This is a genomic window from Rhodoferax sp. GW821-FHT07G04 (genome assembly GCF_059418585.1).
On the sequence record NZ_JBWKQD010000001.1, the window covers coordinates 1722305 to 1749097 of the forward strand.

Genomic DNA, 26793 nt, shown 5'->3' on the forward strand with positions numbered 1-26793 from the left:
TCAGGAAATGCGGATTAGTCAGAACGTGCGCGACACGGTGAAGGACAGGTTGGCGCGGTCCTTAAGCGTCTGGGCAAAGGTGAGCTGGCGCGGTGAGCCACTGCCCGCGACCAGGGTTTCGGTAAAGGTCTTGGTAGGGCCAAAGAAATCGCTGTAGACCAGTGCCACATTCCACACGCCCTGGTACTTGCCCTTGATGCCTATGCTGTAGTCGCCGGCGTTGGATGCGCCGCCAGCGAAGTTGGCAATGGCCGAGGAACGGCCACCAAAGTTGTACCCCACGCCCATGGGTATCGAGACATCCAGACCCGGCAGCACCTGGAAGTACTGCGGCTCGAACAGCATGCGAAAGGCCCAGGCATCCCGCGTGGTGTTGGGGTCCAGGCCACCCAAGCCCACGCTGGTGCCGCCGGGTCCGATGGCAAAGATGTCCTTGGTCACCCGCAGCGTCCGGTTGAATGCCAGTTCGGCCACGATGGCGCCGCCCTGCCACAAGGCATTGGGTTGCAGCACATAGATGCCCGAGGCCTGCAGATGGGCGGTGTCGCCCACGGCGTAGCAGGGGTTGTTGTCGCTGGTGTCGCAGTTCAGGATGGGGCCCAGGCCCAGCACGGCGGGGTCGCTAGTCAGCGGCGCATTGGTGCGGACCGAGCCTTCGACCGCCCAGTTGAGTTGCCCCACCGACGAGGTGACGCTGGCGCCCATCGTGCGGATGTTGCTGGCGTAGGCCAGGTGCACATTGCCGTTCACAAAATCGAACACCGGCACGGCGGGCGTCTTGTCGTGGTACTGCGCGGCATAGAAGCCGAACTCGTATTCGCTGCCCGTGGGGCTCCAGCGCAACTGCACACCGCCCTGCCCTGAGTCCTTGGGTTTGAAGTCCTTTTCAGGGTCATAGCCCAACAGAATGGGGTTGCCGCTGGCGTCGTTGCCAAAGTTGACAACACCGGTGCCCACGTAGTCCTGGTTGGAGAAGTAGCTGCCGACACCGGGGATCTTGCTGGGGCGCCATTTGAGCTGGTAGTAGGCGCCCAGCGACAAGCCCTCGGCCACTTGCAGCGAGCCGGAAACTTGCTCCACCGGCAGCAACACCTCCTTGAACTGCCAGCCCGGTACCGAGACGATCTTGGCGATGTCCACCGGGCCTTGCGCATTGGCAATGCCGTTTTGGCCGAAGAACAGGCTCTCGCCCCACTGCAGCGTGTGCTTGCCGACCCGCAGCGTGCCCTTCATGTCGCCAACGTCCCCCTTGAAGTAGACAAAGGCGTCGAGGATCTCGCTGCCCTGCCCGTGCTGGGCGCGCGTGGCGGCCAGGAAGTCGTTGGGCGCCTGTGTGGCCACCGCGTTATTGGCCAACGGGTAGTTGCCGACCACGGTGCTGCCGGCGTTGACCGGTGTGCCCTGGTAGCTGTTCTTGCGCAGGTAGACGCTGTCGTGCCAGGTGGTGGCGCTGATGCGCGCGCCAAAGTTTTTGCCGGTCACATCCAGCTCGGCCAGCAGGTCCCAGCGGTTGGATATCTGGCCTTTCTGGAAGTTGTGGTCACCATCGTCTTCGTTGATGGTGCCGGGGTCCGTCGTCACGTCAAAACGCGTCAGCTCCGGCGACGGATCTTTGAGGCGGGTGGCCGTGCTGTATTTGGGCGTCAGGTCGAGCCGGATCTTGAAATCCGAGTTCGGCGTGTCGATGTCAAAGGCATGGGCAGCCGGCAGCGCGAGCGCTACCGCTGCCGCTACCCAGGTGCGGCGAAATTTCATGGTTTTGTCTCCTGTTAAATGGGGTAAGGCCCGGGCTTGGCGCCCGGTGTTTTCTTGGGTGTGTCTTAGCGTTGCAGCACGAACTGCCCGCCTTCGATCTTCAGCATCACGACGGCGCGGTCGTCAAAGCCGATGTGGTCGGTCGGCGTGAAGTTGAGAACGCCGTGCGAGACGACGATTTCCTTCTCGCTCTCCAACGCGTCCCGCAGCGCCTGGCGGAATTCGGGTGTGCCCGGTTTGGCTTTTTTGAGCGCGACCGGCACGATGCGTTGCAGCACCTTGAGTGCGTCGTTGGCATGGGCACCAAACTGTGTGCGTGAATTGGCACCGTGGGTTTTCTCAAACGCATTCACATACTCGGTGGCCACCGGTTTGATGGGGTTATTGGCGGCCAGTTGTTCGGCCACCAGCACCGGGCCTGCGGGCAGAATGGCGCCATCCATGGCCTTGCCACCCACACGCACCAGGTCCGGTGACGCAGCACCATGGGTCTGGTAGATGGGGCCGCTCCAGCCGCGTTCACGCAGGTTGATTTGGGGCATGGCGGCGGCCGAACCGGCGCCCACGATGAGCACCGCATCGGGCTTGGCAGCAATGACCCGCAAGGCCTGCGACGTGATGGCCGTGTCCGGCGGTGCGAAGCGCTCGGTGGCCACGATCTCCAACCCGGCCTTCTTGGCCGAGGCGGTAAAGGCCTGCAGCCACATCTCGCCATAGCCTTCGTTCCAGCCCAGGAAGGCCACGCGTTTAACCTTGTCGGCCACCATGCGTTTGGCTAAGGCGTCCGACATCAGCGACACCGGTTGCGGCAGTGGAAAGGTCCAGTCGTCTTTGCCTCCGGGGCGCGGTGCGGGTGCAAACGCCAACTGCACGGTGCGCGTCTCGGCGGCTACTGGCGCCATGGCCAGCACGGCCGGCACGCCCGAGGAACCCAGCAACAGATCGACCTTGCTTTCGATGATGAAGCGGCGTGTGTTCTTGACCGCGCCTGTGGTGTCGGAGCCATCGTCCAGCACGATGAGCTTGATCTTCTCGCCACCAATGCGCTCGGGCCACAGGTCCAACGAGGTCTTGACCGGCAACCCCAGCGAGGACAGTGGGCCAGTCAACGACAGGTTCACGCCAATGTTGATGTCGGCGTGCGCTGCGCCCGCCAGTGCCAGCAGCGCCGCTGCGAGCGTTATGCCCAAAATGGGTTTCTTCATGGTGTCTCCTCTTTTTTTTTGTTTTTAGAAGCTGTCAGAGGTAGGTCGAGGCCAGGCCACCATCGACCGGGATATTGACGCCGCTGACCCAGCGCGCCGCGTCGCTGCACAGCCAGGCAATCACCGGCGCGATCTCGTCGGCAAAGCCGGGGCGCAGCATGCGGTGAGCGTCGGCCTGCACGCGCTCCTGGCCCAGCATGGACACGAAGTCACCCAAAATGGGCGTGAAGACCGGGCCAGGGGCCACGCAGTTCATGCGCACGCCTTTGCCCATGAACCATTCCTGCGACTGGGTGGCGTTCCACACAATCAGCGCTTCCTTGAAATACTGGTAGCAGGTTGCGTGCGGCACCGGGTGGTCGCGCAGCCAATGGGCACCGGCGGCAAAACTCTTCATCACCGCCAGTTCCTTGTGCAATGCCAGACGCAGGGGCCACTCGGCTCCGAGGATGGATGCCACATTGACGATGCTGCCGCCACGCGGCATGCGGGCCAGCACTTTTTCGGTCAGGTGGCGCACGCCCAGGTAGTTGACGCGGGCCACCAGATCGCCATCGGCCGTGCCGGGCACGCCGGCCACATTGCACAACGCGTCGATACGGTCTGGCAGTTGCGCCACGGCCGCATCAATGGCCTCGGCCGTGCCGAGATCGGCTTTGACGAAATGGTCCAGCGTCAGGCTGGGGTCGTTGCGGTCCAGGCCAATGACGGTGGCGCCCTGGAAGCGGGCGAGCTTGGCCACCTCGGCGCCTATGCCGGAGGAGGTGCCTGTGATGACGATGGTTTTGCCTTGCAGTTGCATGGTCATGCCTCCCGACGAGCCGCCTCTAGGGAGGCGTGCGCCCCCTTGGGGGGCAGTGAACGGATGTGAGCTTGGGGGTTCATAGTTTTCTCCTTGTTGTTTGACGAATGGATATGCGGGGGTCAGAACGGATACATCGGGGCCGTGTCTTTGACGGTCATCCACTGCCACTGCGTGTATTCCTCCCAGTCGGCGGGGCCACCCACGCTGGTGCCGTTGCCGGCGATGCCGGGGCCGCCAAAGGGGTTGACGCAGTCATCGTTGACCGTCTGGTCGTTGATGTGCACCATGCCGCACTTGAGCTGCTGCCCCACGGCCATGGCGCGGCCCACCGAGCGGGAGATGACGGCACAGGCCAGGCTGCCGGTGTTGTTGTTGGCCAGCGCAATGGCCTCCTCATCGGTGTCAAACGTGATGATGTTGGCCACCGGGCCAAAAGTTTCCTCGTCAAACACGCGCATGCCGGGCTTGACGCCGGACAGCACCGTGGGCTTGTAGAACAGGCCGTCAAACGTGCCGCCCGCCTCCAGCTTGGCACCGGCCTTGACGCTGTCTTGCACGATGGCATGCACGCGGTCGCGCTGCTTGGTGTCGATCAGCGGACCCAATGCGACCTGGCCGCTGGCACCGTCACCGACGGGTAAGTGGGTGGCCTTGGCGACCAGGCGTTGCGTGAGTTCTGCGACGATGCTCCGCTGCACCAGGATGCGGTTGGACGCCATGCAGATCTGCCCCTGGTGCAGGTAGGCGCCCCAGGCCGCGTTGCTGGCAGCAACGTCCAGATCGGCATCGTCCAGGATCAACAGCGAGTTGGCACCGCCCAACTCCAGCGACACCTTCTTCAGGTGTTTGCCCGCCAGTTCACCGATGCGGCGGCCCACGGCGGGCGAGCCGGTGAACGCAATCATGGGCACCAGGGGGTCGGTCACCAGCGCCTCGCCGGCCTCGGCATCACCGGGCAAGACCTGCAACAGGTCCTTGGGTAAACCGGCCTCGGCAAAGACGCGGGCGATCATCAGCCCGCCGGTCACCGGCGTGCGGCTATCGGGTTTGATGACCACGGCATTGCCGGCAGCCAGGGCCGGCGCCACGGCGCGTATGGTCAGGATCAGCGGAAAGTTGAATGGCGAGATCACCCCCACCACACCGTGTGGCACACGCCGTGCAATGCTGGTACGACCCGGCACGCTGGGCAGTACATGGCCTTGGGATTGCAGAGGCATGGCGGCGGCCAGGTGGCAGAGGGTGATGGCCTCGCGGATCTCGTGCTGGCCCTTGGGCAGGATGCCGCCGGTCTCCCGCGTGGCGTACAGGGCCAGCTCGTCAAAGTGCTGCAAAAACAGCGCACCGGCGCGGCGGAACACCTCCGCCTTTTCCCGTGGTGGCACCTCCACCCAGGCCTTTTGCGCAGCGGCCGCGGCGCGGGTGGCCACGGCCACATCGGCCGCATTGGCAATGCCCACGGTGCACAGCAGGCGACCGGTGGCGGGCTCCAGCACCTCGCGCACGCCGCCGCCCTTGGGGGTGGGCGCCAGGCCGGAAAAATTCAAAAATGCAATGCTTTCAGAAGCGCCCATCCGCTGTCTCCTTGGGTTGTTTGATCAAGTCACCACATCCGTGTGGCGTATCACTTCATTGCAATGCGCGGGCCAAGCGCGGCCACTACGTGGCCATGCTGGGCTGCACAAGACGGCCGGATGCTGGGGAAATTAGGGACATACCCTAGGACGATTTATTGCAGTGCAGCAGCGCAAATTTGGATAAAAATTTTTACCAAATGGTTAAAAAATGCCGCTACATTTATCCAAATCATCAAAACAACGCGCAAATCCATGCCACCCTCCAAGCGAATATCCCTGGCCGACGTGGCCCGTGCCACCGGCACCACCTTGGGCAACTTCGACAGCACAGCCGTGGCCAAGGCCATGGGCAGCTTCACCAGCGCTACGGCCGGTGGCGGCATGCCACCCAGCGCCGCCCACCCCAGCGTGGCTGACATCAGCGAATGCCTGTTCTTCTCGCCCGGCGACGGCCGCATCTGGCTGCAGGACCAGCGCATGGTGCTGTTGCACACCGAGGCCCTGGGCTCGCTGCGCCGTGAAATGGTCGACAGCCTGGGCCAGGAGCGCGCCCGCGGGCTGTTCACGCGGGCCGGCTACGTCAGCGGCGCCCGCGATGCGCAACTGGTGCGCAAGCAATGGCCCGACGCCGACCCGCTGGCCGCCGCCATCGCCGGCACGCGCCTGCATGCGCTAGAGGGCGTGGTGAAGGTGGAACTGGTGCGTGCGTCCTACGACCCCGACACCAGCCGCTACGAAGGCGAATTCCTGTGGCACAACGCCAGCGAGGACGACGAACACATTGCCGCCTATGGCATCGGCGGCTCGCCAGCCTGCTGGATGCAAGTGGGCTATGCCACCGGCTACGTCAGCACGCTGCTGGGCTGCCTGGTGGTGTTCCGCGAGATCGAGTGCCGCTCCATGGGCGACGCGCATTGCCGCGTGCTGGGCAAGTCGGCCGAGCTGTGGGACGACGTGGAAGAAGACATGCGTTACCTCAACGCCAAGGAGTTCGTCGACACCGCCGCCTATGCGCGCCCTGCCGCCAGTGCCGCCGAGCTACCGACAGCAACGTTGGCCGGTGACGCCATGGTGGGCGCATCGTCCGCCTTCAACGCGGCCTGCCACCAGCTCAGCCGCGTGGCCCGCACATCGGCCACGGTGCTGTTCACCGGTGAGTCCGGCGTGGGCAAGGAAAAGTTTGCCAGCATGCTGCACAAGATCAGCCCACGCAAGGACCAGCCGTTTGTGGCCGTCAACTGCGCGGCGATTCCGGACACGCTGATCGAGTCCGAGTTGTTTGGCGTGGAGCGCGGCGCCTACACCGGCGCCAGCCAGTCGCGGCCTGGCCGGTTTGAACGCGCCAGCGGCGGCACCTTGTTTCTGGACGAGATCGGCACACTGAGCTTTGTGGCCCAGGGCAAGCTGTTGCGCGCGCTGCAAGAAGGCGAGATCGAACGTGTGGGTGGCACGCGCAGCATTGCGGTGGATGTGCGTGTGGTGGCGGCCACCAACGAAGCCCTGCGCCAGGCCGTGCGGGACGGCACGTTCCGCGAGGATTTGTTCTTCCGCTTGAATGTGTTTCCCATCCACCTGCCACCACTGCGCGAGCGACGCGATGACATCCCCCTGCTGATGAACCACTTCCTGAACCACTACCGGCACAAGCATGCCTGCGCGGTCCGCGGGTTCACACAGGCGGCCGTACGCGCGCTGCTGAACTACGACTTTCCCGGCAATATCCGCGAGCTGCAAAACCTAGTAGAACGCGCCGTGATCACGGCGGACACGGACGGGTTGATCGACCTGCACCATTTGTTCACCAGCGGTGAGACCTTGAGCGAGGACGTGATGACCCTGCGGCTGCAGGCCAGCTCGGGCACGCTGAACCTGGATGCCGTGCGCGCCACACCCGATGCAGGCAGTGGCGGCAGTAGCGGCAATAGCGCCGGTGCTGGTCCTCAGTCACTGGAGCAGACCGAGAGCGAAACACTGCAACGCGCCATCACCGCCGCGCACGGCAACCTGTCCGCGGCCGCCCGGCTGCTGAACACCACGCGGCCCAAGCTGGCGTACCGGGCGCGTAGGCATGGGTTGATTGACTGAATGCGAGACTGGTGCACTCTGGTCAAGCAATTGCTATGTTTTGTATAGTGAACAAGGCATATTCTACGAGGGCTGCTGGCCTATTTTCTCATCACAGGTCCAGCACCAGCCGCGCCGACTTGGCGCGCGAACAGCAGGGCGTGAACTGGTCGTTGGCGGCCTGCTCATCGGGGGTCAGGTAGACATCCTTGTGGTCCGGCACGCCGGACAGCACGCGGGTCAGGCAGGTGCCGCAGACGCCTTGTTCGCAGGCCGTCTGCACCTCCACACCCGCCGCGGCGAGCGCCTGCGTGACGGTCTGCGCCTTAGCCACGGTGATGACGCGGCCGGAGCTGGCCAGTTGGACTTCGAAGCTGGCATCGGTCTCGGAGGGCGCCACTTCGGCGGCAAAGAATTCGTAATGCAACTGGCTCTCGGGCCAGCCGCTTGCGCGCGCCGTGCTGAGCACCGCGTCTATGTACCCCTTGGGGCCGCAGACATACAGGTGCACGCCATTCTGCGGCTCCTTCAGCAGCGCGGCCAAGTCCAGTTGTTGCGCGGCATCGCCATCGTCGAAATGGAATTGCACATGCTGCGCGAAAGTGGACGCGGTAATGCGTTGCACAAAGGCTGTGCGCGCACGTGTGCGGCTGCTGTAGTGCATCGCGAAGTCCGCGCCCGTCAGCGCCAGGCGCTCAGCCATGCACAGGATGGGGGTCACGCCAATGCCACCGGCCAGCAACAGGCTGCGGTGCGCGTCGTGCGCCAATTCGAAATGGTTCTTGGGTGCGCTGATGTTCAGTAACTGCCCTTCCTGCACCTGCGTGTGCATGGCCTGCGAACCGCCACGCGAGGCCGGGTCGCGCAGCACGGCGATCAGATAGCGGTGGGTCTCGTGGGGGTCGTTGCACAGCGAGTATTGGCGTATGAGGCCGCCCGGCAAATGCACATCGACATGCGATCCCGCCGAGAAGGCGGGCAGCGGCGCGCCGTCCTGCTCCACGAGTTCAAAGCTGCAGATGTCGGTGGCTTCCACAGTCTTGCGCGCCACGCGGACTGACAGGCTGGGTGCTGCACTACTGGACATGGTCAGACCCCAATGGCTGGAGCCGTGGGTTGCTGCTGTGCAATCAGGCGCTCCAGCACCTTGCGCGACTGGATGCCACCGGCGTCGATATTCAGCATCAGCAAGGCGCGTCCCGGATGGGCCAATAGATTCCTTTGCTGCAGCTCCAGCATCTCCAGGTCTTCACTGAAGATCTTGCCCTGGCCTTCGCGGATGGAGTCGGTGAGGGCCTGGTCCGCCGGGTTGAACTGGCGCGCCATGCCCCAGAAATAGTGGATGGAGGTTTCGGTCTCGGGCGTGATGAAGTCCACCACCACGCTGTTGGCCTTGTGTTCGGGCGCGGCGTCATATGCCCCCTTGCCGGCATGCGCCACGCCAACCTCGATCATCACACTGCTGGGCGGTGTGAAGCGGCAGATCTGCCAGCGGTCCACCGGCACATCGTCGGCCAGGTTGTTGCCGCGCAGCGCCATTTGCCAGAAGGGTGGCGCCGTGATGTTGTGCATGAAGCGGCTGGTGACGACCTTGTCGCCATCGACTGTGGTCTTGCTGGGCGCCTCGTCAATCTCTTTCTGGCCAATGCTGTTGGCGTGCACGTAGGTCTCATGCGTCAGGTCCATCAGGTTGTCGATCATCAGCCGGTAGTCGCACTGGATATGGAACAGGCCGCCCCCATAAGCCCAGGCGGGGTTGTCGTGCCATTCCAGATGCGGGATGGTGTCGGCATTCGCCAGCGCCGCATCACCCGGCCAGACCCAGATGAAGCCATGGCGCTCGACCACTGCATAGCTCTTGATGGCCGGAAAGCCACGCACGCGCTGGCCCGGCATGGCAATGGTCTTGCCGTCACAGCCCATCTGCAGGCCGTGGTAGCCGCAGACCAGCTTGCCCTCGCACACCCGGCCCAGTGACAGCGGAGCGCCGCGGTGTGGGCAGAAGTTTTCGACCGCCGCCGCACGGTTGGCTTCGCCCCGGTAGAAGGCGATGTTCTCGCCACAGATGGTGCGCCCCAGCGGTTTGTCGTCTATCTCGTCGGGCGTGCAGGCGACATACCAGGCATTTTTGAGAAACATGATGCGGTCCTTGTTGGGTGAAACCGTCCGGTGGTTTACGGTTGGGTTTGGGCGCTAGTGTGGTTTATATTCAGTATACTGAATGATATTCATTGTACGGAATGACTGTTCGGAAGGATAGCCCTTTGGGGTTGGTATTAACCCTTGCTCGTTAGGGTCGGGAGCGCGCAGTGGTGGCGTTGGTATCAGTCGGGCAGCGGGTTTTGCTCCGTGTCCCCCGCCCGCTGCGCGGGCTCCTCCTTTACCTGCGCAAAACCCACTGCCCGACTGATATGGCGCGGCTGGGTTTGCACCGATCGGATGGGAGAAAAACCCGTTCGTATCAACGGTCCCACGTTGGTCTCGGCGTACCAGCGTTAGCAAGCCAAACTTCAAGCAGCAGGCATGGGGTGGCTGTTCTGCGCAGGTAAAGGAGGAGTCCGAAGGGCGGGGGACACGGAGCAGAACGGCCACCCCATGCCTGCTGCGAGCGTGCGCCAAAAACGCACACGGTCCATGGGCGCTAGTTAGTCTGGCCCTGCTGGTCGTTCAAATGCACAAACTTGCGCAGCAGGCGCATGAATTCGCGTTGCTCGGCAGTATCCAGGCTGTCCATCATTCCGACATACATCTGCTCAATGCCCGGGCGCATGTCCGCCAACACCGCAGCGCCCTCCGGTGTCAGCGACAGGCTGCGCTGGCGCCGTGGCAGCACCTCGCGCAGTATCCAGCCCTTGGCCTCCAGCCGGGTTGCTATGTCGGCGGTACTGGAGGTGTCCAGCGCGATCAGCTGCGCCAGCGTCACCTGGTCCACGCCTGGCGTCTCATGCAAGGTGCGCAGGATGGCGTACTGGATGGGCGTGACATGGCGGCCATGCACTTCGTGGAACTTGGCCACCGCAATCTGCTGAGCGCGGCGGATCAGGTGACCGGGCTCGTCGTGGAGCTTGAAGTTGGGCGGAATGTTCTCTGCAGAGGTCATGGCGGGATTTTGCCCCACGGGGTATTGGGGGGACATACGGCCACGGACCACGGTGATATTCCCTGGTAGTTGCTACTATTTTTATAGCTAAGTTTTATTATTACACGGGGGCTACAAGCATATTCTATTCTGAATGCCATCCAGACAGACGCAATAACCCCGATATAGGTATATTGATACTGGGCCTTCTACATAGCTCGTCAGTTGCCAAAATCCAGCGGCAAGCCCACGTAGTTTTCGGCAATGGTGCGCGCGCCGGCTTCGCTGTGCAGCAGGTAATCCAGCTCCGCCTGCTGGAAACGCGCACCCATGGCGCCGTCATCGGGAAAACGGTGCATCAGCTGCGTGAACCACCACGAGAAACGTTCGCCGCGCCAGATGCGCTTGAGACAGCGCGCCGAGTAGCCATCAATACCAGCTTCGGTCTTGTCGTTGTAAAACGCGATGAAGGCTTGGGACAGGAACTTGACATCGGTGGCCGCCAGGTTCAGGCCCTTGGCACCGGTTGGCGGCACGATGTGGGCCGCATCCCCGGCCAGGAACATGCGGCCAAAGCGCATGGGCTCGGTGATGAAGCTGCGCAGCGGGGCAATGCTTTTTTCTATCGATGGCCCGGTGATGAGTTGGTCCCGGCCTTGTGGGTCCAACCGCAGGCGCAGCTCGTTCCAAAACGCATCGTCGCTCCAGGCTTCGGCTTTTTCAGTCAACGGCACCTGCAGGTAGTAGCGGCTGCGCGTGTGGCTGCGCTGCGAGCACAGCGCAAAGCCGCGCGGGCTGTTGGCGTAGATCAGTTCATCGTGCACCGGTGGTGTTTCGGACAACAGACCCAACCAGCCAAAGGGGTAGACCTTTTCGAACTCCTGCATGGACGATGGTGGCACGCTGGCGCGGCACACGCCATGGAAGCCGTCGCAACCGGCAATGAAGTCGCAGTGAATCTCAAAGGACTGGCCGTCCTTCTCATAGGTCACACGCGGCTGTTTGCCGTCGAAGTCGTGCACCGCCACGTTGCTGGCCTCGTACACGGTGGGCAGATCGGCGGCGCTGCGCGCCTCCATCAGGTCACGGGTCAGCTCGGTCTGGCCGTAGACCATGACACTCTTGCCGCCGGTCAATTTTTGCAGATCGATGCGGTGGCGTTGGTTGTCGAACAGCATCTCAAAACCGCCATGCACCAGGCCCTCGCGGTGCATGCGTGCGCCCACACCGGCTTCGTCCACCAGGTCGGTGGTGACCTGCTCCAGAATGCCGGCGCGGATGCGGGTCAGCACATAGTCGCCACTCTGGCGTTCCAGGATGATGGTGTCAATGCCGGCCTTGTGCAGCAGTTGGCCCAGCAGAAGCCCCGAGGGGCCGGCGCCGATGATGGCGACTTGTGTTCGCATACGTGTAGGTGGTGTGACTGATGATCGGTATGGGTACAAGCTTAGGACTCTGCGCACCCTTTGTCTGCGCCGCGCACCATTGTTTGTGCGATGATTGCACCTATTGTGCGATCACCGCGCAAAGAAATCACAAGTACCCATGACGATTGCCAAGGCGGATTTCATCGAAGGCATGGCCAAGGGCATGGCGGTGCTGGAGAGCTTTGACACCGAGCGCCAGCGGCTCAACGCCACGCTGGCCGCCGAGCGCGCCGGCATCACCCGCGCCGCCGCGCGCCGCCATTTGCTGACGCTGGCGCACCTGGGTTATCTGGAAACCGATGGGAGCTACTACTGGCTGTCGGCCAAGGTGTTGCGCTTCTCGGGCAGCTACCTGGCATCGAGCCGGCTGCCGCGCGCGATACAGCCCACGCTGAATCGGTTGGCGGTGCTAGCGCAGGAGTCGTTCTCGGCCGTGGTGCTGGACGGCGACGAGGTGGTCATCGTGGCGCGCAGCGGCAATGACCGCAACACATCCGAGACGCCCACGGGCCGCGTCATTGCCTACGGCCTGCACATGGGCGCCCGTCTGCCGGCGCACGCCACGTCCACCGGGCGGGTGCTGTTGGCGGCCAAGACCAAGGCCGCGTTCAGTGCGTGGATGAAAGGGCGCCATCTGGCCCGGCTGACCCCGCTGACGACGACCGAACCCAAGGCGTTCCGCGCCTTGATTGACACCGTGCGCAAGCAGGACTTTTGCCTCAGCAGCGAAGAGCACGAGCTGGGCGTGCATGCGCTGGCCGTGCCGCTGCGCAACAACCAGGGCGACACGGTAGCGGCACTGAACACCGTGGCCTCGCACAGCCGCTTGTCCACGCAGGCCATGCAGCGGGATCTGCTGCCCTTGCTGCTGGATGCAGCGCGGGAATTGCGGCCGCTGCTGTAAGGCAAGGCCCTTGGCTAGACCCGCACTGCACTCCTGAACGCGGCCGCCAGGGCGGCCAGCGCATCGCGCGCCCGGCCATCCTTGACCCGCGTATGCAGCAGAACCGGCAGGCGCGGCAACTCCGGCAGCCCAAGCTTGGACCCCACATCCACCGCGCCAAAGGGCAGCATGCGCGGTGCCAATGCGGCCACACCAATCCCGGCCATGACGGCCGCCGCAACCGCCGCCACGCCACCACCGACAAAAATTTCGGTCCAGGGCACGGCCGCCTGGTCCAGCAACTGGCCGGCCAGCGCACGCACACCGCAGGGCTCGGCCATATTGGCCATGGGCAAGGGCTCGCCCGCGCGGTGCTGCCAGTGGGGCGCCGCGAACCAGCCAAATTGCTCTTCGGTCAGGACCTCACCGTCGCTGCGCCCGGCATGCAGGCGCACGATCACGGTGTCGAGCTCCCGCCGGTCGAAGCTTTGCAACAGGTCGCCCGAGGACGCTATGCGGATTTCGATCAGCAGCTGCGGGTCTTGTGCATTCATGCGTGCGATCAACGTGGCAAGGTCCGGCCCCGCCACATGGTCGCTGATGCCGATGGTCAAGCGCTGGCGGGCTGCGGCAAAAGCATGGAGGGCGCGGTCGTGCACTTCCAGCAGTTCGCGGGCATGCTCGAGGAAGGCCACACCCCGCGCCGAGAGCTGCACCGACCGGGGCGTGCGCTCGACGAGCCTGCATCCCAGCCGGTCTTCCAGGCGCTTGAGCTTGAGACTGACTGCGGCCTGTGTCGTCCCCATCGCGTCTGCGGCCTGCGTGAAGCTGCCCAGCTCGGCAATGCGGATGAAAGCCTGGACGGCATCCAGGTCGAGGGGGCGTTCAATCATTTCATTTTTTTATTACTGATATACAAATCAATAGCATATCAAAATAGATACCATAAGGCCAGCCCAACACCCCCGTCGAAAGGATCGCCATGCCACTCGCCCACATTTCGCTGCGCGCCGGAAAGCCCGAGGCCTACCGGCAGGCCATCTTTGACAGCCTGTACCGTGCGCTGCGCGAAACCTTCAACGTGCCCGAAGACGACCAGTTCATGACCATCACCGAGCATGAGGCCGCGAACTTTTGCTACAACGCGTCGTACCTGGGCATTGCGCGCAGCGACGATCTGGTGTTCATACAGATCACTGCGAACAACACGCGCACGGTGGAACAAAAGAAGGCGCTGTTCAAGCGGATAGCGGAGTTGCTGGGTGAAAAACCTGGTATCCGGCCAGAGGACGTGTTTGTGAACCTGGTTGAGGTCGTGAAAGAGAACTGGTCCTTCGGTCACGGCCTCGCGCAATATGCGTGAGGCGCGCAGGCGGTGTCAGCGCTTGGATGTATCGCGCGCGGCCAATAGCCGGTCGGCGTAGTCCTGCCAGGGCGCGCCTTTGGGCAAGTCCTGGAACACACCAGCGGCACTTTGTTGCGCCACCCAGTCGTGCTTGCCGGCAATGGCCGTTGCCATCCACGGCTCAAAGCCGGCCTCTTGCACCGTATTGGCGGCCTCGCGCATTTCCTCGGCGCGGCGCTTGCCGTGCTGGGCCACGCGGCTGAAGAAATAGGCGCCGGTCTGCTGCCAGTCTATGGACGGAAAGGTTTCCATCAGCGTGGGGATCATGTGGTCTTCCACACCGTAGTGGCGGGCGGTGGTGTAGCTCTCGATGACCAACGCCTCCAGCCCCTTGATCATGACGCTGCGGCACATCTTGATGGCGGAGGCCACGCCGATCTCGGCGGCGACCGCCTTGGCATCCATACCCCAGCCATTCAGCGTATCGGCCAAGGCCGCCGCGTGCGCGCCACCCAGCAGCATGGGCACGCGCAGGCCGTAGGGCGGCACCGAGGTCATGACACCGGCCTCCACATAGTGGCCGCCCGCCGTATCGATCAAAGCAGCGGCCTGCTGCTTGGTGCCGGGTGATGCGGAGTTGAGGTCCAGAAAGACGGTGCCCACGCGGATATGGGGTGCGGCCGCTTGCGCGACGGCCAGCGTATTGGAAGCCGTGACGGCGGAGATGATGCAGTCCACACCCCCCTCGCACAGGTCTTGCAGGGATGTGCTGGCCCGCACACCCGCCTGCGCAGCGTGGGCCAGTGCCGCATTGCGCGGGTTGACAGGCGTGGCCTCGGGGTCAAACTGGGTGTCCCAGGCGCTGACCTGGGCCACCTGGCTGAGCAGCCCCGCCGCAAAAATCTTGCCGACTTCGCCGTAGCCGACCATGCCTATGTGTTGGATGCCCATGGTGTTTCCCGCCTATGCCTTATAAGAAATTCGGCGCCAGCCCTCGTGGAATATGCATCGTTTGCTATTAAATCAGGAGCAACGCTAAATCAGCGCGCCACCCCCAGCAGCTTGTCCAGCAGCGCCGGCTGCTCCAGCAAACCACGCGCCGTGCCGCTGTGCACCACGGTGCCGCGGTCCAGCACGGCGGCCGTGTCCGATATCGCCAGTATCGCCTGCGGGTGCTGCTCCACGATGATGGCGGACAGCCCCTCCTCGCGCGTGATGCGGCGTATGGCGCGCAGCAACTCCTGCACGATGATGGGCGCCAGGCCTTCGCAGGGTTCGTCCAACAGCAGCAGCATGGGATTCAGAACCAGCGCGCGGCCCAGGGCCAGCATCTGCTGCTCGCCGCCCGAGAGTTGTGTGCCCAGGTTGGTCTTGCGTTCGGCCAGGCGGGGGAAAAGTTCGTAGACACGCTCCGGCGTCCATGGGCTGCTCGCACGGCCCGGGCGCGCCGGGCGGGCCACGGCGGTCAGGTTCTCGTGGACCGTCAGCGACTTGAAGATATTGCGTTCCTGCGGTACCCAGCCTATGCCGGCTGCAGCGCGTTCATGCGATGGGAGCTTGTGCAGGGCAACGACACCCAACGATTCCGAGGTGCCCAACGCGATGTTGCCCGCATGCTGGCGCGTGGCGCCGGCCAGCGTGTTGATCAGTGTCGTCTTGCCCGTGCCATTGCGGCCCAGCAGGGCCAGCGTTTCCCCTGCGTTGATGGAGAGGGATACGCCATGCAGGACGACGGCCTCGCCATAACCCGCACTGAGTCCTTCGACCTTCAATAGCTCAGCCATTGGATTTCACCCCCACGCTTGCCACTGCGTGTGCTGCGCTGCCCCCCGAGGGGGCTGCCTCACCTTGGGGCGGCCCGGCGGTGTGGCATCCCTCTTCTTCGCCATGCCCCAGGTACACCGCCTTGACGCGCGGATCATTCGCGATCTGGTCCGGGTCGCCCTCGGTCAGCACCGTGCCATTGACCAGCACCGTCATGCGTTTGGCAAAGCTGAACACCAAGTCCATGTCATGCTCGATCAACAAAATGGATACATCGGCCGGCAGCGCCGCAACCGTCTGCAGCAACTCTTCCCGTTCGCCCGCCGGCACACCGGCCACGGGTTCGTCCAGCAGCAGCACCCGTGGCTCGCAGGCCAGTGCAATGGCGATCTCCAGCAGGCGGCGTTTGCCGTATGCCAGCACGCGGGTCTCTTGCGCCATCACGGTGGTCAGGTGGAACTGTTCCAGCAATTGCTCACAGCGCTCGGTCACTTTGGCAGAACTGCCCAGCGTTTGCCACCACTTGCCACCCAGGCCCTGCTGCTGCGAGACCACCATGGCCAAGGTTTCCAACGGTGTCAGCGTGTCGAACAACTGGTTGATCTGGAAGGTGCGCACCATGCCGCGGCGCACGCGCTGGTGCGGTGCCTGCGTGGTGATGTCCTGGCCCTCCAGCACGATCTTGCCGGATGAAGGCTGAAGCACGCCGGTCAACAAATTGATCAACGTGGTCTTGCCCGCGCCGTTAGGGCCGATCAGCGCATGGCGTGCGCCCTGGTGCAGGTCCAGCGTGACATTGTTGGTGGCGGTGATGCCGCCAAACTGCATGACCAGTCCTTTGGCGGAGAGTACGGTTGCGCTCATGCGGCACCGCCCTTCTTGCCCTTGGCGCCGAACCAGGTCCATGGGCGAATCAGCCGCTCACGCCCGACCAGCACCAGCACCACAAGGAACAAGCCAATCCAGAAGGTCCAGTATTGCGGTGTGATGCTGGATATCGCGTCCTGCATCAGCTTGAACACAATGGCCCCGGCCACGCCGCCATACAGCCAGCCCACGCCACCAATGACGAGGATCAGCATCACGTCCGCTGAGCGGTGGAACTCAAACACATCCAGCGACGCAAAGCCCGTGGTCTGCGCCAACAGCGCACCCGCCGCACCGGCCAGCATCGCAGCCACGGTGTAGACCACGGCCAGGCGGCTGTTGACCGAGATGCCAATGGCCATGGCGCGCAGCCGGTTGTCGCGTATCGCCTTCAGCGTGGCGCCAAACGGCGAGCTGACAAAACGCCGCGCCAGCACAAACACCAGCAGCAACACCGTCAGCGAATACCAGGCGGCAACGCGACCCGACAGATCGAATTCAAACTGCCCCAGCAGTGGTCCCATGACCACACCCTGCAGGCCATCGGCGCCACCGGTCAACCAGTCCAGCTTGTTGGCCAACTCCATCAGGATCAGCCCCACACCCAGCGTGACCATCAGCCGCGTCAGATCGGTACCGCGCAAAATCGTCGCGCTGCACAGCGCGCCCAGCAGCCCCGCCGTGCCCATGCCGACCAGCAGACCCACCAACGGGTCGGGCATGAAATGCTTGGCAAACAATGCCGCGCTGTAGGCCCCCATGCCAAAGAAGGCCGCGTGGCCCAGCGACACGATGCCGGTGTAGCCCAGTATCAAGTCCAGCGACAGCGCGAACAGCGCGACGATGGCGATCTCGTTGATGATGAGCGCATGGCTGGACAGCAGCAGCGGCGAGGCCAGTGCCAGCGCCCACAGCAGCAGCTCCCACCAGGTCCAGCGCGCACGGCTGAGCAGCATGTTTTGCGAAGGGGTTTGGTTCGACATCACTTGCCCCCCTTGCGCACAAACAGGCCATGGGGCTTCCACACCAGAATGGCAATCATCAGGCTATACACAATGAAGCCACCCAGTTTGGGGATGTAGTACTTGCCGGCCACATCGGCAATACCCAGCAGCAGCGCAGCCAACAGCGGCCCGGTGATGCTGGACGTGCCGCCGACAGCGACAACAATCAAAAAGTAGATCATGAACTTCAGCGGAAAGCTGGGGTCCAGGCCCAGCACCTCGGCACCCAACGCACCGCCCAGACCGGCCAAGCCCGAGCCCACGGCAAAGGTACCCAGAAACACCCAGTTCACATTAATGCCCAGGCCCGCCGCCACACGCTGATCGTCCACTGCGGCGCGCAGGCGGCTGCCAAAACGGGTTTGCGTCAGCACGTACTGCAAAGCCACGGTCAGCGCCGCACACACAGCAATGATGAAGAGACGGTAGTGGCCCATGCCCAGCATCCAAGCGCCCTCACCCAGCTCGGTGCGGCCCTTGAGCCATTCAGGTAGTTGCACGATCTGTTGGCTGGAGCCAATGAAATAGTCGGCCGTGGCCACCGCCATGAACGTCAGGCCGATGGAGAACAACACCTGGTCCAAATGCGGCTTGTGGTACAGCGGCCGGTATAAGGTGCGCTCCAGCACGGCACCCAATAACGCGGAACCGATAAACGCCAGTGGCAAGCACACCAGAAACGGTACGCCCCACTTTTGCATCAGCAACACGGTGATGTAACCGCCGACCATGGCAAACGCACCGTGCGCCAGGTTGATGAAATTCATCAACCCCATGGTCACGGCCAGGCCCACCGCGAGTATGAAAAGCAGCATGCCATAGGCAATGCCGTCAAAGAGAATGGTCAACATAAAGAGTCAGCCGAAGGAGAGTTTTGCATGGTGATTGGGTAAAGTGACCGGGCTTTGGGGTGGAAGGCGTGCGGCCAACCCTCTCAGCGCGCACAGACAGCAGTCGCGCGTGATTTCACCCCAAAACCGCAGCGCTTTGCCCAGTCGCCGGGCAAAACGTGCGCGCAAAACCAGGTTACTTACTCTTCCCAGGATCCTTGACATCCTTGATCACATCAAACTCCACGTTGTGCAGTTGCCCATCCAGCCGCTGCACCTTGCGCAGATAGATGTTGTGCACCACGTCCCGCGTCTGGCTGTCGATAAACATCGGCCCACGTGGACTCTCAAAAATCTGACCCTTCATGGCCGCCAGCAAAGCATCGCCACCACCCTGCCCCTTGGTGGCCTTCAACGCTTCGTAGATCACACGCATGCCGTCATAACCACCGACCGCCATGAAGTTGGGCCGCATACCCTTGTTAGCTTTTTGAAAAGCCTCGACAAACTTCTTGTTGAGGGCCGACGGGTGGGCCGCCGCATAGTGGTGCGAGGTAACCACGTTCAGCGCGCCATCACCCATGTCGTTCAACTGGTCGTCATCCGTCACGTCGCCCGTGCCGATCAGCTTGATGCCGGCCTTGTCCATGCCGCGCTCCAGAAACTGCTTCATGACCGCGGCACCGGCGCCGGAGGGCACAAACACAAACAAGGCGTCGGGCTTCAGATCCCGCACCTTCTGCAAAAACGGCGCAAAGTCTGGGTTGCGCATGGGTACGCGCAGGGAGTCTGCCACCTGGCCGCCATTCAACAGCAAGCGCTCGATGAAATACTTCTCGGCATCAATACCCGGGCCGTAATCGCTGACCAGCGTGACCACCTTCTTCATGCCGTTCTTGGGCGCCCAGTCGCCCATCGCAACCGCGGCCTGCGCCAGCGTGAAGCTGGTGCGCACGATGTAGGGCGAGGCCTGCGTGATGCTGCTGGTGGCTGCGGCCATGACCACCATCGGCGTCTTGGATTGCGTGGCGATCGGTGCGGTGGCCAAGGCTGCCGGCGTGATGCCAAAACCAGCCAACACATTCACCTTGTCGTTGACGACCAGCTCCTGCGCCAGGCGCTTAGTCACGTCGGGAATCGTGGTGTCGTCCTTGATGATGAGCTGGATCTTCTTGCCGGCCACGGTGTCACCGTTTTGCGCCATGTAAAGCTTGGCAGCCGCCTCGATCTGGCGGCCGGTGCTGGCCTGCTGGCCGGTCATGGGCAGGATCAAGCCGATCTTGAAGGTGTCGCCATCGGCCGCTATGGATTGTGTAGCTGCCAACGCAGTAACCACAAGGGCCACCGCCTTCAATACCTGTCTCTTGTGCATCGTGAGTCTCCGGATTTTGGGAAGCATGTTTTGGCTTATCGCAACTATGCTTGCAAAGCCCAACCCATGCAATAGGGATTTGTGACTCCTTGTTATAGCAATAGTGAATAGCTTGGGCAGCGCCAATCAGCGTCACGCGGTGTCCGCGGAGGATGGAGGAAGCTAATAGGAAGAGGCGTGTTGAACGGGTGTTGGCGGGTTGAGAGGTTTGGTATTCCCAACGCCCCCCCCTGCATGGTGCATGCTGACGCCACAAAGCAAAACGCCCACTTAGTAGTGGGCGTTTACTGTCAGCGGAGACCGCTTACTGATTTGGTTGCGCGAGAAGGATTTGAACCTCCGACCTTTGGGTTATGAGCCCAACGAGCTACCAGACTGCTCCATCGCGCGGTAGCCTTCTATTATAGCTTATTCTGCAGCAGCTTCAGCATTTACTTCAACTTCAGCAGGACGATCAACCAATTCGACCAAAGCCATGGGTGCATTGTCACCAACGCGGAAGCCCATTTTCAAAATACGGGTGTAGCCGCCGGGACGGGCCTTGAAACGGGGACCCAGTGTATCGAACAGCTTGGTCACGCTGTCGCGGTCGCGCAGGCGGTCAAATGCCAGACGGCGGTTTGCAACAGTGGCCTCTTTGGCCAGAGTGATCATGGGCTCAACCACGCGGCGCAGTTCCTTGGCCTTGGGCACTGTGGTTTTGATGACTTCGTGCTCGATCAGCGAATTCATCATGTTGCGCAGCATCGCCAGGCGGTGAGAGCTGGTGCGGTTGAGTTTACGTAGTCCGTGTCCGTGACGCATGGTAGATTTCCTTTGAGTTTTAAATGGGCAGCCGTGTCAGGTACTGCCCTTTGCGTTGAACCCCTTAGAGGTTCGAAAAAATTAACGCTTTTCCAACGCTGCGGGTGGCCAGCTTTCCAGCTTCATACCCAGTGTCAGACCGCGGGAAGCCAAGACTTCCTTGATTTCATTGAGCGACTTGCGACCCAGATTAGGAGTCTTGAGCAACTCGTTCTCGGTGCGCTGGATCAGATCACCGATGTAGTAGATGTTTTCGGCCTTCAGGCAGTTGGCGGAACGCACGGTCAGTTCCAGCTCATCCACGGGACGCAGCAGGATAGGATCGAATTGCGTGTTACCACGTGGTGCGGGCGCATCGAATGCGGCCAGTTCGCTGCCTTCCAGCTGTGCGAACACTGCCAGTTGTTCCACCAAAATCTTGGCAGAAGCACGCACTGCGTCTTCAGCAGAAATGGCACCGTTGGTTTCGATTTCGACAACCAATTTGTCCAGATCGGTACGCTGTTCGACACGGGCGCTTTCGACGGTATAGCTCACGCGCTTGACGGGCGAGAACGACGCGTCCAGAACGATGCGGCCGATAGACTTGTTGGGCTCATCAGCGTGGCGACGCATGGTGCCGGGCACATAGCCGCGACCCTTTTCAACCTTGATCTGCATATCCAGTTTGCCGCCGTGCGACAGGTTGGCGATGACATGACCGGGGTTGATGATTTCCACGTCGTGCGGTGTCTGGATGTCGGCGGCTGTTACCAAGCCTTCAACATCTTTGCGCAGGCTCAGCGTGACTTCGTCGCGGTTGTGCAACTTGAAGACCACACCTTTCAGGTTCAACAGGATATTGACGACGTCTTCTTGAACGCCGTCGATAGAGGAGTACTCGTGCAAGACACCGGCAATAGTCACTTCGGTAGCCGCGAAACCGGGCATGGAAGACAACAACACGCGGCGCAACGCATTGCCCAGCGTGTGGCCGTAGCCACGCTCAAAAGGCTCCAGAGCGACCTTGGCACGGTTAGTGCCAAGTTGCTCAACGCTGATGGACTTGGGTTTTAGCAAACTATTTTGCATGCAGACTTCCTCTCAATACCCCCGACTCGTTACGTCGGTAAGGCTGGTGAAGCACCTTGACTGCGGTGCCCCACGGCCAAGGAACGATTTCAACAATTCAGACGCGATGATTAGCGTGAATACAACTCGACGATCAACGATTCGTTGATGTCTGCGCCAAACTGGTCACGGTCGGGGACAGTCTTGAAAGTGCCTTCGGCTTTTTCAATGCTGACTTCAACCCATGCAGGCATACCGACTTGTTGCGCCAATTGCAAAGCTTCAACCACACGGTTTTGCTTCTTGGATTTTTCGCGCACGGAAATCACGTCGCCGGCCTTGACCATGTAGGAAGGGATATTGACCGAATTGCCGTTCACGGTGATCGCTTTGTGGGACACCATCTGACGCGCTTCAGCGCGGGTGGAACCGAAACCCATGCGGTACACGACGTTGTCCAGGCGGGACTCCAACAGGAACAACAGGTTGGCACCGGTGTTGCCCTTGCGGCGGTCGGCTTCTTCGAAATAGCGGCGGAATTGGCGCTCCAGCACGCCGTACATACGCTTGACCTTCTGCTTTTCGCGCAGTTGGAGACCGTAGTCGGAGGTGCGAGCACCCGAAGTGCGGCCGTGCTGGCCGGGCTTGGAGTCGAATTTGGCCTTGTCACCGATAGCGCGACGGGCGCTCTTCAGGAACAGGTCGGTGCCTTCGCGGCGGGAAAGTTTAGCCTTGGGGCCGAGGTAGCGTGCCACTTGATCTTCCTTTTATGTCATCTTCCGCATCAGAAATGCGGGAGCCACCAGCGTTTGCCGGTGGCGGTGGGCTTGTTAAAAAAACGACTATTAGATACGACGGCGCTTTTGAGGGCGGCAGCCGTTGTGCGGAACGGGTGTCACATCAGCAATCATGTTGATGCGAATGCCCAGTGCCGCCAGCGCGCGAACGGAAGATTCGCGGCCAGGACCAGGACCCTTGATTTCAACGTCAAGGTTCTTGATACCTTGGTCCAGAGCGGCGCGGCCAGCCACTTCGGAAGCTACCTGGGCAGCAAACGGAGTGGACTTGCGGGAGCCCTTGAACCCTTGACCACCGGACGAAGCCCAGGACAACGCATTGCCTTGGCGATCGGTGATCGTGATGATGGTGTTGTTGAACGAAGCGTGCACGTGTGCAATGCCGTCGGCAACATTCTTGCGAACTTTCTTGCGAACGCGCTGGGCGGCGTTATTGGCGGGAGCTTTTGCCATGGTGGTCTCTCAATCCCTGTTATTTCTTCAATGACGCAGCAGCCTTACGCGGGCCTTTGCGGGTACGGGCGTTCGTGCGGGTACGTTGACCGCGCATGGGCAGACCACGGCGATGGCGGAATCCGCGGTAGCAGCCGATGTCCATCAAACGCTTGATGTTCATCGTGGTTTCACGACGCAAATCGCCTTCGATGGTGAATTGAGCGATCTGATCGCGGATTTTCTCCAGATCAGAGTCAGTCAAATCTTTGACCTTCTTGGAATATGCAATGCCACAGGCTTCGCAGATCTTGCGAGCGCGGGTGCGACCGATACCAAAAATGGCGGTCAGGCCAATCTCGGAATGCTGTTGCGGCGGAATGTTGATGCCAGCGATACGTGCCATTTTCGTCCTCTAAAACTCTTGCAATTAACCCTGACGCTGCTTGTGGCGTGGATCTGTACAGATCACGCGCACAACGCCCTTGCGTCGGATGATTTTGCAGTTGCGGCAAATTTTCTTGACCGAAGCCGAAACTTTCATATTTCTCTCCTAAAACCCTTCGCTCCGTTCCGACTTCGATTCGCGCGGAACATGCGCTATTTACTTTGCTCTAAACACAATCCGCGCACGACTCAGGTCGTACGGGGTCAATTCCACTGTGACCTTATCGCCAGGCAGGATTCGGATGTAATGCATCCGCATCTTGCCGGAGATATGCCCCAACACTACATGACCGTTTTCCAGCTTGACGCGAAATGTCGCGTTGGGGAGGTTTTCTACCACCTCACCCTGCATCTGAATTACGTCATCCTTTGACATATGAAACCGCTGTCGCTCAAGAAGATTTGAAATTAGCCTTCTTCAGCAGCGATTCGTATTGCTGGGACATCATGTAGTTCTGGACCTGGGCCATGAAATCCATGGTCACCACAACAATAATCAACAGTGAGGTACCACCGAAGTAGAACGGCACGTTGTATTTGAGAATCAAAAACTCTGGCAACAAACACACAAAAGTGATGTATATCGCACCGGCCAGCGTCAAGCGAAGCAGGATTTTATCAATATATTTTGCCGTTTGGTCACCAGGACGAATCCCAGGAATAAACGCACCACTCTTTTTCAGGTTATCGGCGGTTTCTTTGCTGTTGAACACCAGCGCGGTGTAGAAGAAGCAGAAGAACACGATAGCGCTGGCATACAGCATCACATACACCGGTTGACCAGGGCTCAGCGTGCTGGCGATATCTTTCAGCCAGCGCATCGAATCACCCGAGCTAAACCAGTTGGCAACCGTTGCTGGCAACAGGATGATGGAGGAAGCGAAGATCGGAGGGATCACACCCGCCATGTTCAACTTCAAAGGCAGATGGGAGGATTGACCGCCATACACCTTATTTCCAACCTGGCGCCGTGCATAGTTCACCAGAATCTTCCGCTGACCACGCTCAACAAACACCACAAAGTACGTCACCAAGGCAACCAATACGACCACCACCAGAGCAACAATAATGCTCATGGCACCGGTACGCACCAGTTCCAGCAGACCGCCAATGGCATTGGGCAAGCCTGCCGCGATACCACCAAAGATCAAGATCGAGATGCCGTTGCCCAAACCGCGCTCGGTGATCTGCTCACCCAACCACATCAGGAACATCGTACCGGCGGTCAGCGTCACAACCGAAGTCATGCGGAAACCAAAACCGGGCGAAATCACCAGACCGGCGGATGATTCCAGGGCCAGAGCGATACCCAGCGACTGAAACAATGCCAGACCCAAAGTGCCGTAGCGCGTGTACTGGGTAATCTTGCGACGACCGCCTTCGCCTTCCTTCTTCAACTGCTCAAAGCTTGGCAGCACGTAGGTCAACAATTGCATGATGATCGACGCCGAGATATACGGCATGATCCCCAGGGCAAAAATCGTGAACCGGGACAGTGCACCACCCGAGAACATGTTGAAGAGACTCAGGATACCGCCCTGCTGGCCCTTGAACAGCTGCTGCAACTGCGTGGGATCAATGCCCGGCACAGGGATGTGCGCGCCCACGCGGTACACGACCAGCGCGAGCAGCAAGAACACCAGCCGACGACGCAAGTCACCAAACTTGTCCGTCTTTGCTATTTGAGCACCGTTAGTTGCCACTGAGTTCTCTCTCAAGTTTTGACTTAAGCGACGCTACCGCCAGCGGCTTCGATCGCTGCCTTGGCACCAGCCGTAGCACCAATACCGTTCAGCTTGACCGATTTGGTCAGCGAACCAGTATTAACAACCTTGACCACCTTGGCCAATTGGCCAACCAGCTTTTGTTGCTTCAGTGTCAGCAGATCGACTTCTGCCAGGCCCAACACTTCCAAATTGGTCAGTGTGATTTCGGCATTGAATTGCAGCAAGTGCGATTTGAAACCGCGCTTGGGCAAACGGCGATGCATAGGCATCTGACCGCCTTCAAAGCCGACCTTGTGGTAGCCGCCTGCGCGGGACTTTTGTCCCTTGTGGCCACGACCTGCAGTCTTGCCGATACCAGAGCCGATACCACGACCAACACGGCGCTTGTAATGCTTGGCGCCATCGGCTGGCTTGATGCTATTGAGTTCCATCATCATCGACCTCTTAGAGCACTCGGACCAGATAACTGATCTTGTTAATCATGCCGCGAACTTCCGGTGTATCCACCAGTTCGCTGGTGCTGCGCAGCTTGCGCAGGCCCAGACCACGCACGGTAGCGCGGTGCGACTCTTTGGTACCAATCGGGCTACGCACCAATTGGATCTTTACGGTTTGTTGTGTTGTCATTTTGAAGTTCGCTTTCAGACGAAGAGTTCTTCAACAGTCTTGCCACGCTTGGCCGCCACTTCGGAAGGCGTTGTCGACACCGACAGCGCGTCCAAGGTAGCACGGACCATGTTGTAGGGGTTGGTCGAACCATGGCTCTTGGCCACGATGTCGGTGATACCCACTACTTCGAACACGGCGCGCATAGGACCGCCGGCAATGATGCCCGTACCCTTGGGTGCCGGAGCCATCATCACATTGGCTGCGCCGTGGTGGCCCTTCACCTGGTGGTGGATGGAGCCATTCTTCAGCGAAACCTTGATCATGTTGCGGCGGGCTTCTTCCATAGCCTTTTGCACGGCTGCAGGCACCTCTTTGGACTTGCCCTTGCCCATACCGATGCGACCTTCGCCATCACCGACCACGGTCAGAGCTGCGAAACCGAGAATACGGCCGCCCTTAACCACTTTGGTGACGCGATTGATCGCGATCATTTTTTCGCGCAGGCCGTCTTCAGGCCCTTCAGCCTTACCCTGCATCTTCGCTTGAACTTTAGCCATTCTGTATTCCGATCTGCTTAGAACTGCAAGCCAGCTTCACGTGCCGCATCGGCCAGCGCCTTGACGCGGCCGTGGTACGCAAAACCTGAACGATCAAATGCGACTTTTTCCACGCCAGCAGCCTTGGCCTTTTCCGCCACACGCTTGCCGATGATTTGGGCCGCGGCAACATTGCCACCCTTGCCCGCCGCACCCAGGGCCTTGCGAACTTCGAGTTCGGCCGTGGAGGCTGCAGCCAACACCTTGCCGCCGTCGCCAGAGATAACGCTGGCGTAGATGTGCAAGTTGGTACGATTCACGGTCAAACGCGCAACGCCTTGCGTAGCAATGCGGATGCGAGTTTGACGGGCTCTGCGAAGACGCTGCTCTTTTTTGGTCAACATGTTGCAGCTC

General features: G+C 61.1%; 30 protein-coding genes and 1 tRNA gene. 3 read left to right on the plus strand and 28 right to left on the minus strand.

What is annotated here, in order from left to right:
* Positions 1-18: 18 nt before the first annotated feature.
* The 4 genes from AC07OO_RS07960 to AC07OO_RS07975 form a co-directional block, all read right to left on the minus strand.
* On the minus strand, positions 19-1755 hold the full coding sequence (locus tag AC07OO_RS07960; RefSeq protein ID WP_495081514.1) for a DUF1302 domain-containing protein: 1737 nt from the start codon (positions 1753-1755) through the stop codon (positions 19-21).
* 65 nt (positions 1756-1820) lie between these two features.
* Positions 1821-2960 (minus strand): ABC transporter substrate-binding protein, encoded by a 1140-nt coding sequence (locus AC07OO_RS07965; RefSeq protein ID WP_495081515.1) that lies wholly within the window; start codon positions 2958-2960, stop codon positions 1821-1823.
* A 34-nt stretch (positions 2961-2994) separates the two neighbouring features.
* Positions 2995-3762: a coniferyl-alcohol dehydrogenase gene (locus AC07OO_RS07970; RefSeq protein WP_495081516.1), complete on the minus strand. Its 768-nt coding sequence runs from the start codon at positions 3760-3762 to the stop codon at positions 2995-2997.
* A 122-nt stretch (positions 3763-3884) separates the two neighbouring features.
* Positions 3885-5339: a benzaldehyde dehydrogenase gene (locus AC07OO_RS07975; protein ID WP_495081517.1), complete on the minus strand. Its 1455-nt coding sequence runs from the start codon at positions 5337-5339 to the stop codon at positions 3885-3887.
* 255 nt (positions 5340-5594) lie between these two features.
* Here AC07OO_RS07975 and AC07OO_RS07980 point away from each other — a divergent pair, with 255 nt between their 5' ends.
* A complete protein-coding gene (locus tag AC07OO_RS07980; protein WP_495081518.1) occupies positions 5595-7427 on the plus strand; it encodes a sigma 54-interacting transcriptional regulator in 1833 nt (610 codons plus the stop codon).
* Between the two features lie 91 nt (positions 7428-7518).
* Here AC07OO_RS07980 and AC07OO_RS07985 read toward each other — a convergent pair whose 3' ends face one another.
* The 4 genes from AC07OO_RS07985 to pobA all read right to left on the minus strand — a co-directional run bounded on the left by AC07OO_RS07985 (position 7519) and on the right by pobA (position 11891).
* The gene (locus AC07OO_RS07985) at positions 7519-8493 is read right to left on the minus strand and encodes a PDR/VanB family oxidoreductase (protein WP_495081519.1); all 975 of its coding nucleotides are present in this window, start codon (positions 8491-8493) and stop codon (positions 7519-7521) included.
* Positions 8494-8495: 2 nt separating this feature from the next.
* Entirely contained in the window at positions 8496-9545 is a 1050-nt protein-coding gene (locus tag AC07OO_RS07990; protein WP_495081520.1) for an aromatic ring-hydroxylating dioxygenase subunit alpha, read from the minus strand.
* Positions 9546-10047: 502 nt separating this feature from the next.
* Complete coding sequence (locus tag AC07OO_RS07995; protein ID WP_495081521.1) at positions 10048-10506, minus strand: MarR family winged helix-turn-helix transcriptional regulator; 459 nt, start codon at positions 10504-10506, stop codon at positions 10048-10050.
* 200 nt (positions 10507-10706) lie between these two features.
* On the minus strand, positions 10707-11891 hold the full coding sequence (pobA, locus tag AC07OO_RS08000) for a 4-hydroxybenzoate 3-monooxygenase (protein WP_495081522.1): 1185 nt from the start codon (positions 11889-11891) through the stop codon (positions 10707-10709).
* A 139-nt stretch (positions 11892-12030) separates the two neighbouring features.
* Here pobA and AC07OO_RS08005 point away from each other — a divergent pair, with 139 nt between their 5' ends.
* A complete protein-coding gene (locus AC07OO_RS08005) occupies positions 12031-12816 on the plus strand; it encodes an IclR family transcriptional regulator domain-containing protein (protein ID WP_495081523.1) in 786 nt (261 codons plus the stop codon).
* Positions 12817-12830: 14 nt separating this feature from the next.
* On the opposite strand, the gene AC07OO_RS08010 is transcribed toward AC07OO_RS08005, so the two are convergent.
* Positions 12831-13688 (minus strand): LysR family transcriptional regulator, encoded by an 858-nt coding sequence (locus AC07OO_RS08010; RefSeq protein ID WP_495081524.1) that lies wholly within the window; start codon positions 13686-13688, stop codon positions 12831-12833.
* 89 nt (positions 13689-13777) lie between these two features.
* Here AC07OO_RS08010 and AC07OO_RS08015 point away from each other — a divergent pair, with 89 nt between their 5' ends.
* The gene (locus AC07OO_RS08015) at positions 13778-14158 is read left to right on the plus strand and encodes a tautomerase family protein (RefSeq protein ID WP_495081525.1); all 381 of its coding nucleotides are present in this window, start codon (positions 13778-13780) and stop codon (positions 14156-14158) included.
* A gap of 15 nt (positions 14159-14173) precedes the next feature.
* Here AC07OO_RS08015 and AC07OO_RS08020 read toward each other — a convergent pair whose 3' ends face one another.
* The 19 genes from AC07OO_RS08020 to rplR all read right to left on the minus strand — a co-directional run bounded on the left by AC07OO_RS08020 (position 14174) and on the right by rplR (position 26783).
* Positions 14174-15091 (minus strand): NAD(P)-dependent oxidoreductase, encoded by a 918-nt coding sequence (locus AC07OO_RS08020; protein ID WP_495081526.1) that lies wholly within the window; start codon positions 15089-15091, stop codon positions 14174-14176.
* A gap of 89 nt (positions 15092-15180) precedes the next feature.
* Positions 15181-15924, minus strand: coding sequence for an ABC transporter ATP-binding protein (locus AC07OO_RS08025; protein ID WP_495081527.1), 744 nt, complete (start codon positions 15922-15924; stop codon positions 15181-15183).
* Positions 15917-16768, minus strand: a complete 852-nt coding sequence (locus AC07OO_RS08030) for an ABC transporter ATP-binding protein (RefSeq protein WP_495081528.1) — start codon at positions 16766-16768, stop codon at positions 15917-15919. The genes AC07OO_RS08025 and AC07OO_RS08030 overlap by 8 nt, the downstream gene beginning before the upstream one ends.
* Entirely contained in the window at positions 16765-17754 is a 990-nt protein-coding gene (locus AC07OO_RS08035) for a branched-chain amino acid ABC transporter permease (RefSeq protein ID WP_495081529.1), read from the minus strand. The genes AC07OO_RS08030 and AC07OO_RS08035 overlap by 4 nt, the downstream gene beginning before the upstream one ends.
* Complete coding sequence (locus AC07OO_RS08040; RefSeq protein WP_495081530.1) at positions 17754-18626, minus strand: branched-chain amino acid ABC transporter permease; 873 nt, start codon at positions 18624-18626, stop codon at positions 17754-17756. Before AC07OO_RS08040 ends, AC07OO_RS08035 begins: the two co-directional genes overlap by 1 nt.
* 175 nt (positions 18627-18801) lie before the next feature.
* Positions 18802-19977 carry an ABC transporter substrate-binding protein gene (locus AC07OO_RS08045; RefSeq protein ID WP_495081531.1) on the minus strand — a complete coding sequence of 392 codons (1176 nt, stop codon included), beginning with the start codon at positions 19975-19977 and terminating at the stop codon, positions 18802-18804.
* Positions 19978-20290: 313 nt separating this feature from the next.
* Positions 20291-20367, minus strand: a tRNA-Met gene (locus AC07OO_RS08050).
* Between the two features lie 18 nt (positions 20368-20385).
* On the minus strand, positions 20386-20781 hold the full coding sequence (gene rplQ, locus AC07OO_RS08055; protein WP_495081532.1) for a 50S ribosomal protein L17: 396 nt from the start codon (positions 20779-20781) through the stop codon (positions 20386-20388).
* 81 nt (positions 20782-20862) lie between these two features.
* The gene (locus AC07OO_RS08060) at positions 20863-21852 is read right to left on the minus strand and encodes a DNA-directed RNA polymerase subunit alpha (protein WP_209394008.1); all 990 of its coding nucleotides are present in this window, start codon (positions 21850-21852) and stop codon (positions 20863-20865) included.
* A gap of 110 nt (positions 21853-21962) precedes the next feature.
* Positions 21963-22586 carry a 30S ribosomal protein S4 gene (gene rpsD, locus AC07OO_RS08065; RefSeq protein ID WP_495081533.1) on the minus strand — a complete coding sequence of 208 codons (624 nt, stop codon included), beginning with the start codon at positions 22584-22586 and terminating at the stop codon, positions 21963-21965.
* 90 nt (positions 22587-22676) lie between these two features.
* Positions 22677-23081 (minus strand): 30S ribosomal protein S11, encoded by a 405-nt coding sequence (gene rpsK / locus AC07OO_RS08070; RefSeq protein ID WP_209394006.1) that lies wholly within the window; start codon positions 23079-23081, stop codon positions 22677-22679.
* A gap of 19 nt (positions 23082-23100) precedes the next feature.
* Positions 23101-23466, minus strand: a complete 366-nt coding sequence (gene rpsM, locus AC07OO_RS08075; protein WP_114972516.1) for a 30S ribosomal protein S13 — start codon at positions 23464-23466, stop codon at positions 23101-23103.
* A gap of 24 nt (positions 23467-23490) precedes the next feature.
* A complete protein-coding gene (gene rpmJ, locus AC07OO_RS08080) occupies positions 23491-23604 on the minus strand; it encodes a 50S ribosomal protein L36 (RefSeq protein ID WP_012348927.1) in 114 nt (37 codons plus the stop codon).
* A 60-nt stretch (positions 23605-23664) separates the two neighbouring features.
* Positions 23665-23883 carry a translation initiation factor IF-1 gene (gene infA / locus AC07OO_RS08085; protein ID WP_007869286.1) on the minus strand — a complete coding sequence of 73 codons (219 nt, stop codon included), beginning with the start codon at positions 23881-23883 and terminating at the stop codon, positions 23665-23667.
* A gap of 16 nt (positions 23884-23899) precedes the next feature.
* A complete protein-coding gene (gene secY, locus AC07OO_RS08090; RefSeq protein ID WP_495081534.1) occupies positions 23900-25210 on the minus strand; it encodes a preprotein translocase subunit SecY in 1311 nt (436 codons plus the stop codon).
* Between the two features lie 23 nt (positions 25211-25233).
* Complete coding sequence (rplO, locus tag AC07OO_RS08095; protein ID WP_495081535.1) at positions 25234-25665, minus strand: 50S ribosomal protein L15; 432 nt, start codon at positions 25663-25665, stop codon at positions 25234-25236.
* 13 nt (positions 25666-25678) lie between these two features.
* On the minus strand, positions 25679-25861 hold the full coding sequence (gene rpmD, locus AC07OO_RS08100) for a 50S ribosomal protein L30 (RefSeq protein WP_315487710.1): 183 nt from the start codon (positions 25859-25861) through the stop codon (positions 25679-25681).
* 14 nt (positions 25862-25875) lie between these two features.
* Positions 25876-26400, minus strand: a complete 525-nt coding sequence (gene rpsE / locus AC07OO_RS08105; RefSeq protein WP_495081536.1) for a 30S ribosomal protein S5 — start codon at positions 26398-26400, stop codon at positions 25876-25878.
* 17 nt (positions 26401-26417) lie between these two features.
* Positions 26418-26783 (minus strand): 50S ribosomal protein L18, encoded by a 366-nt coding sequence (gene rplR, locus AC07OO_RS08110; RefSeq protein ID WP_326529997.1) that lies wholly within the window; start codon positions 26781-26783, stop codon positions 26418-26420.
* Positions 26784-26793: the final 10 nt, after the last annotated feature.

Coding starts and splice junctions, on each gene's coding strand:
- AC07OO_RS07960 (WP_495081514.1), bottom strand. CDS start 1,755: ATGAAATTTCGCCGCACCTGGGTAGCGGCAGCGGTAGCGCTCGCGCTG.
- AC07OO_RS07965 (WP_495081515.1), bottom strand. CDS start 2,960: ATGAAGAAACCCATTTTGGGCATAACGCTCGCAGCGGCGCTGCTGGCA.
- AC07OO_RS07970 (WP_495081516.1), bottom strand. CDS start 3,762: ATGCAACTGCAAGGCAAAACCATCGTCATCACAGGCACCTCCTCCGGC.
- AC07OO_RS07975 (WP_495081517.1), bottom strand. CDS start 5,339: ATGGGCGCTTCTGAAAGCATTGCATTTTTGAATTTTTCCGGCCTGGCG.
- AC07OO_RS07980 (WP_495081518.1), top strand. CDS start 5,595: ATGCCACCCTCCAAGCGAATATCCCTGGCCGACGTGGCCCGTGCCACC.
- AC07OO_RS07985 (WP_495081519.1), bottom strand. CDS start 8,493: ATGTCCAGTAGTGCAGCACCCAGCCTGTCAGTCCGCGTGGCGCGCAAG.
- AC07OO_RS07990 (WP_495081520.1), bottom strand. CDS start 9,545: ATGTTTCTCAAAAATGCCTGGTATGTCGCCTGCACGCCCGACGAGATA.
- AC07OO_RS07995 (WP_495081521.1), bottom strand. CDS start 10,506: ATGACCTCTGCAGAGAACATTCCGCCCAACTTCAAGCTCCACGACGAG.
- pobA (WP_495081522.1), bottom strand. CDS start 11,891: ATGCGAACACAAGTCGCCATCATCGGCGCCGGCCCCTCGGGGCTTCTG.
- AC07OO_RS08005 (WP_495081523.1), top strand. CDS start 12,031: ATGACGATTGCCAAGGCGGATTTCATCGAAGGCATGGCCAAGGGCATG.
- AC07OO_RS08010 (WP_495081524.1), bottom strand. CDS start 13,688: ATGATTGAACGCCCCCTCGACCTGGATGCCGTCCAGGCTTTCATCCGC.
- AC07OO_RS08015 (WP_495081525.1), top strand. CDS start 13,778: ATGCCACTCGCCCACATTTCGCTGCGCGCCGGAAAGCCCGAGGCCTAC.
- AC07OO_RS08020 (WP_495081526.1), bottom strand. CDS start 15,091: ATGGGCATCCAACACATAGGCATGGTCGGCTACGGCGAAGTCGGCAAG.
- AC07OO_RS08025 (WP_495081527.1), bottom strand. CDS start 15,924: ATGGCTGAGCTATTGAAGGTCGAAGGACTCAGTGCGGGTTATGGCGAG.
- AC07OO_RS08030 (WP_495081528.1), bottom strand. CDS start 16,768: ATGAGCGCAACCGTACTCTCCGCCAAAGGACTGGTCATGCAGTTTGGC.
- AC07OO_RS08035 (WP_495081529.1), bottom strand. CDS start 17,754: ATGTCGAACCAAACCCCTTCGCAAAACATGCTGCTCAGCCGTGCGCGC.
- AC07OO_RS08040 (WP_495081530.1), bottom strand. CDS start 18,626: ATGTTGACCATTCTCTTTGACGGCATTGCCTATGGCATGCTGCTTTTC.
- AC07OO_RS08045 (WP_495081531.1), bottom strand. CDS start 19,977: ATGCACAAGAGACAGGTATTGAAGGCGGTGGCCCTTGTGGTTACTGCG.
- rplQ (WP_495081532.1), bottom strand. CDS start 20,781: ATGCGTCACGGACACGGACTACGTAAACTCAACCGCACCAGCTCTCAC.
- AC07OO_RS08060 (WP_209394008.1), bottom strand. CDS start 21,852: ATGCAAAATAGTTTGCTAAAACCCAAGTCCATCAGCGTTGAGCAACTT.
- rpsK (WP_209394006.1), bottom strand. CDS start 23,081: ATGGCAAAAGCTCCCGCCAATAACGCCGCCCAGCGCGTTCGCAAGAAA.
- rpsM (WP_114972516.1), bottom strand. CDS start 23,466: ATGGCACGTATCGCTGGCATCAACATTCCGCCGCAACAGCATTCCGAG.
- rpmJ (WP_012348927.1), bottom strand. CDS start 23,604: ATGAAAGTTTCGGCTTCGGTCAAGAAAATTTGCCGCAACTGCAAAATC.
- infA (WP_007869286.1), bottom strand. CDS start 23,883: ATGTCAAAGGATGACGTAATTCAGATGCAGGGTGAGGTGGTAGAAAAC.
- rplO (WP_495081535.1), bottom strand. CDS start 25,665: ATGGAACTCAATAGCATCAAGCCAGCCGATGGCGCCAAGCATTACAAG.
- rpmD (WP_315487710.1), bottom strand. CDS start 25,861: ATGACAACACAACAAACCGTAAAGATCCAATTGGTGCGTAGCCCGATT.
- rpsE (WP_495081536.1), bottom strand. CDS start 26,400: ATGGCTAAAGTTCAAGCGAAGATGCAGGGTAAGGCTGAAGGGCCTGAA.
- rplR (WP_326529997.1), bottom strand. CDS start 26,783: ATGTTGACCAAAAAAGAGCAGCGTCTTCGCAGAGCCCGTCAAACTCGC.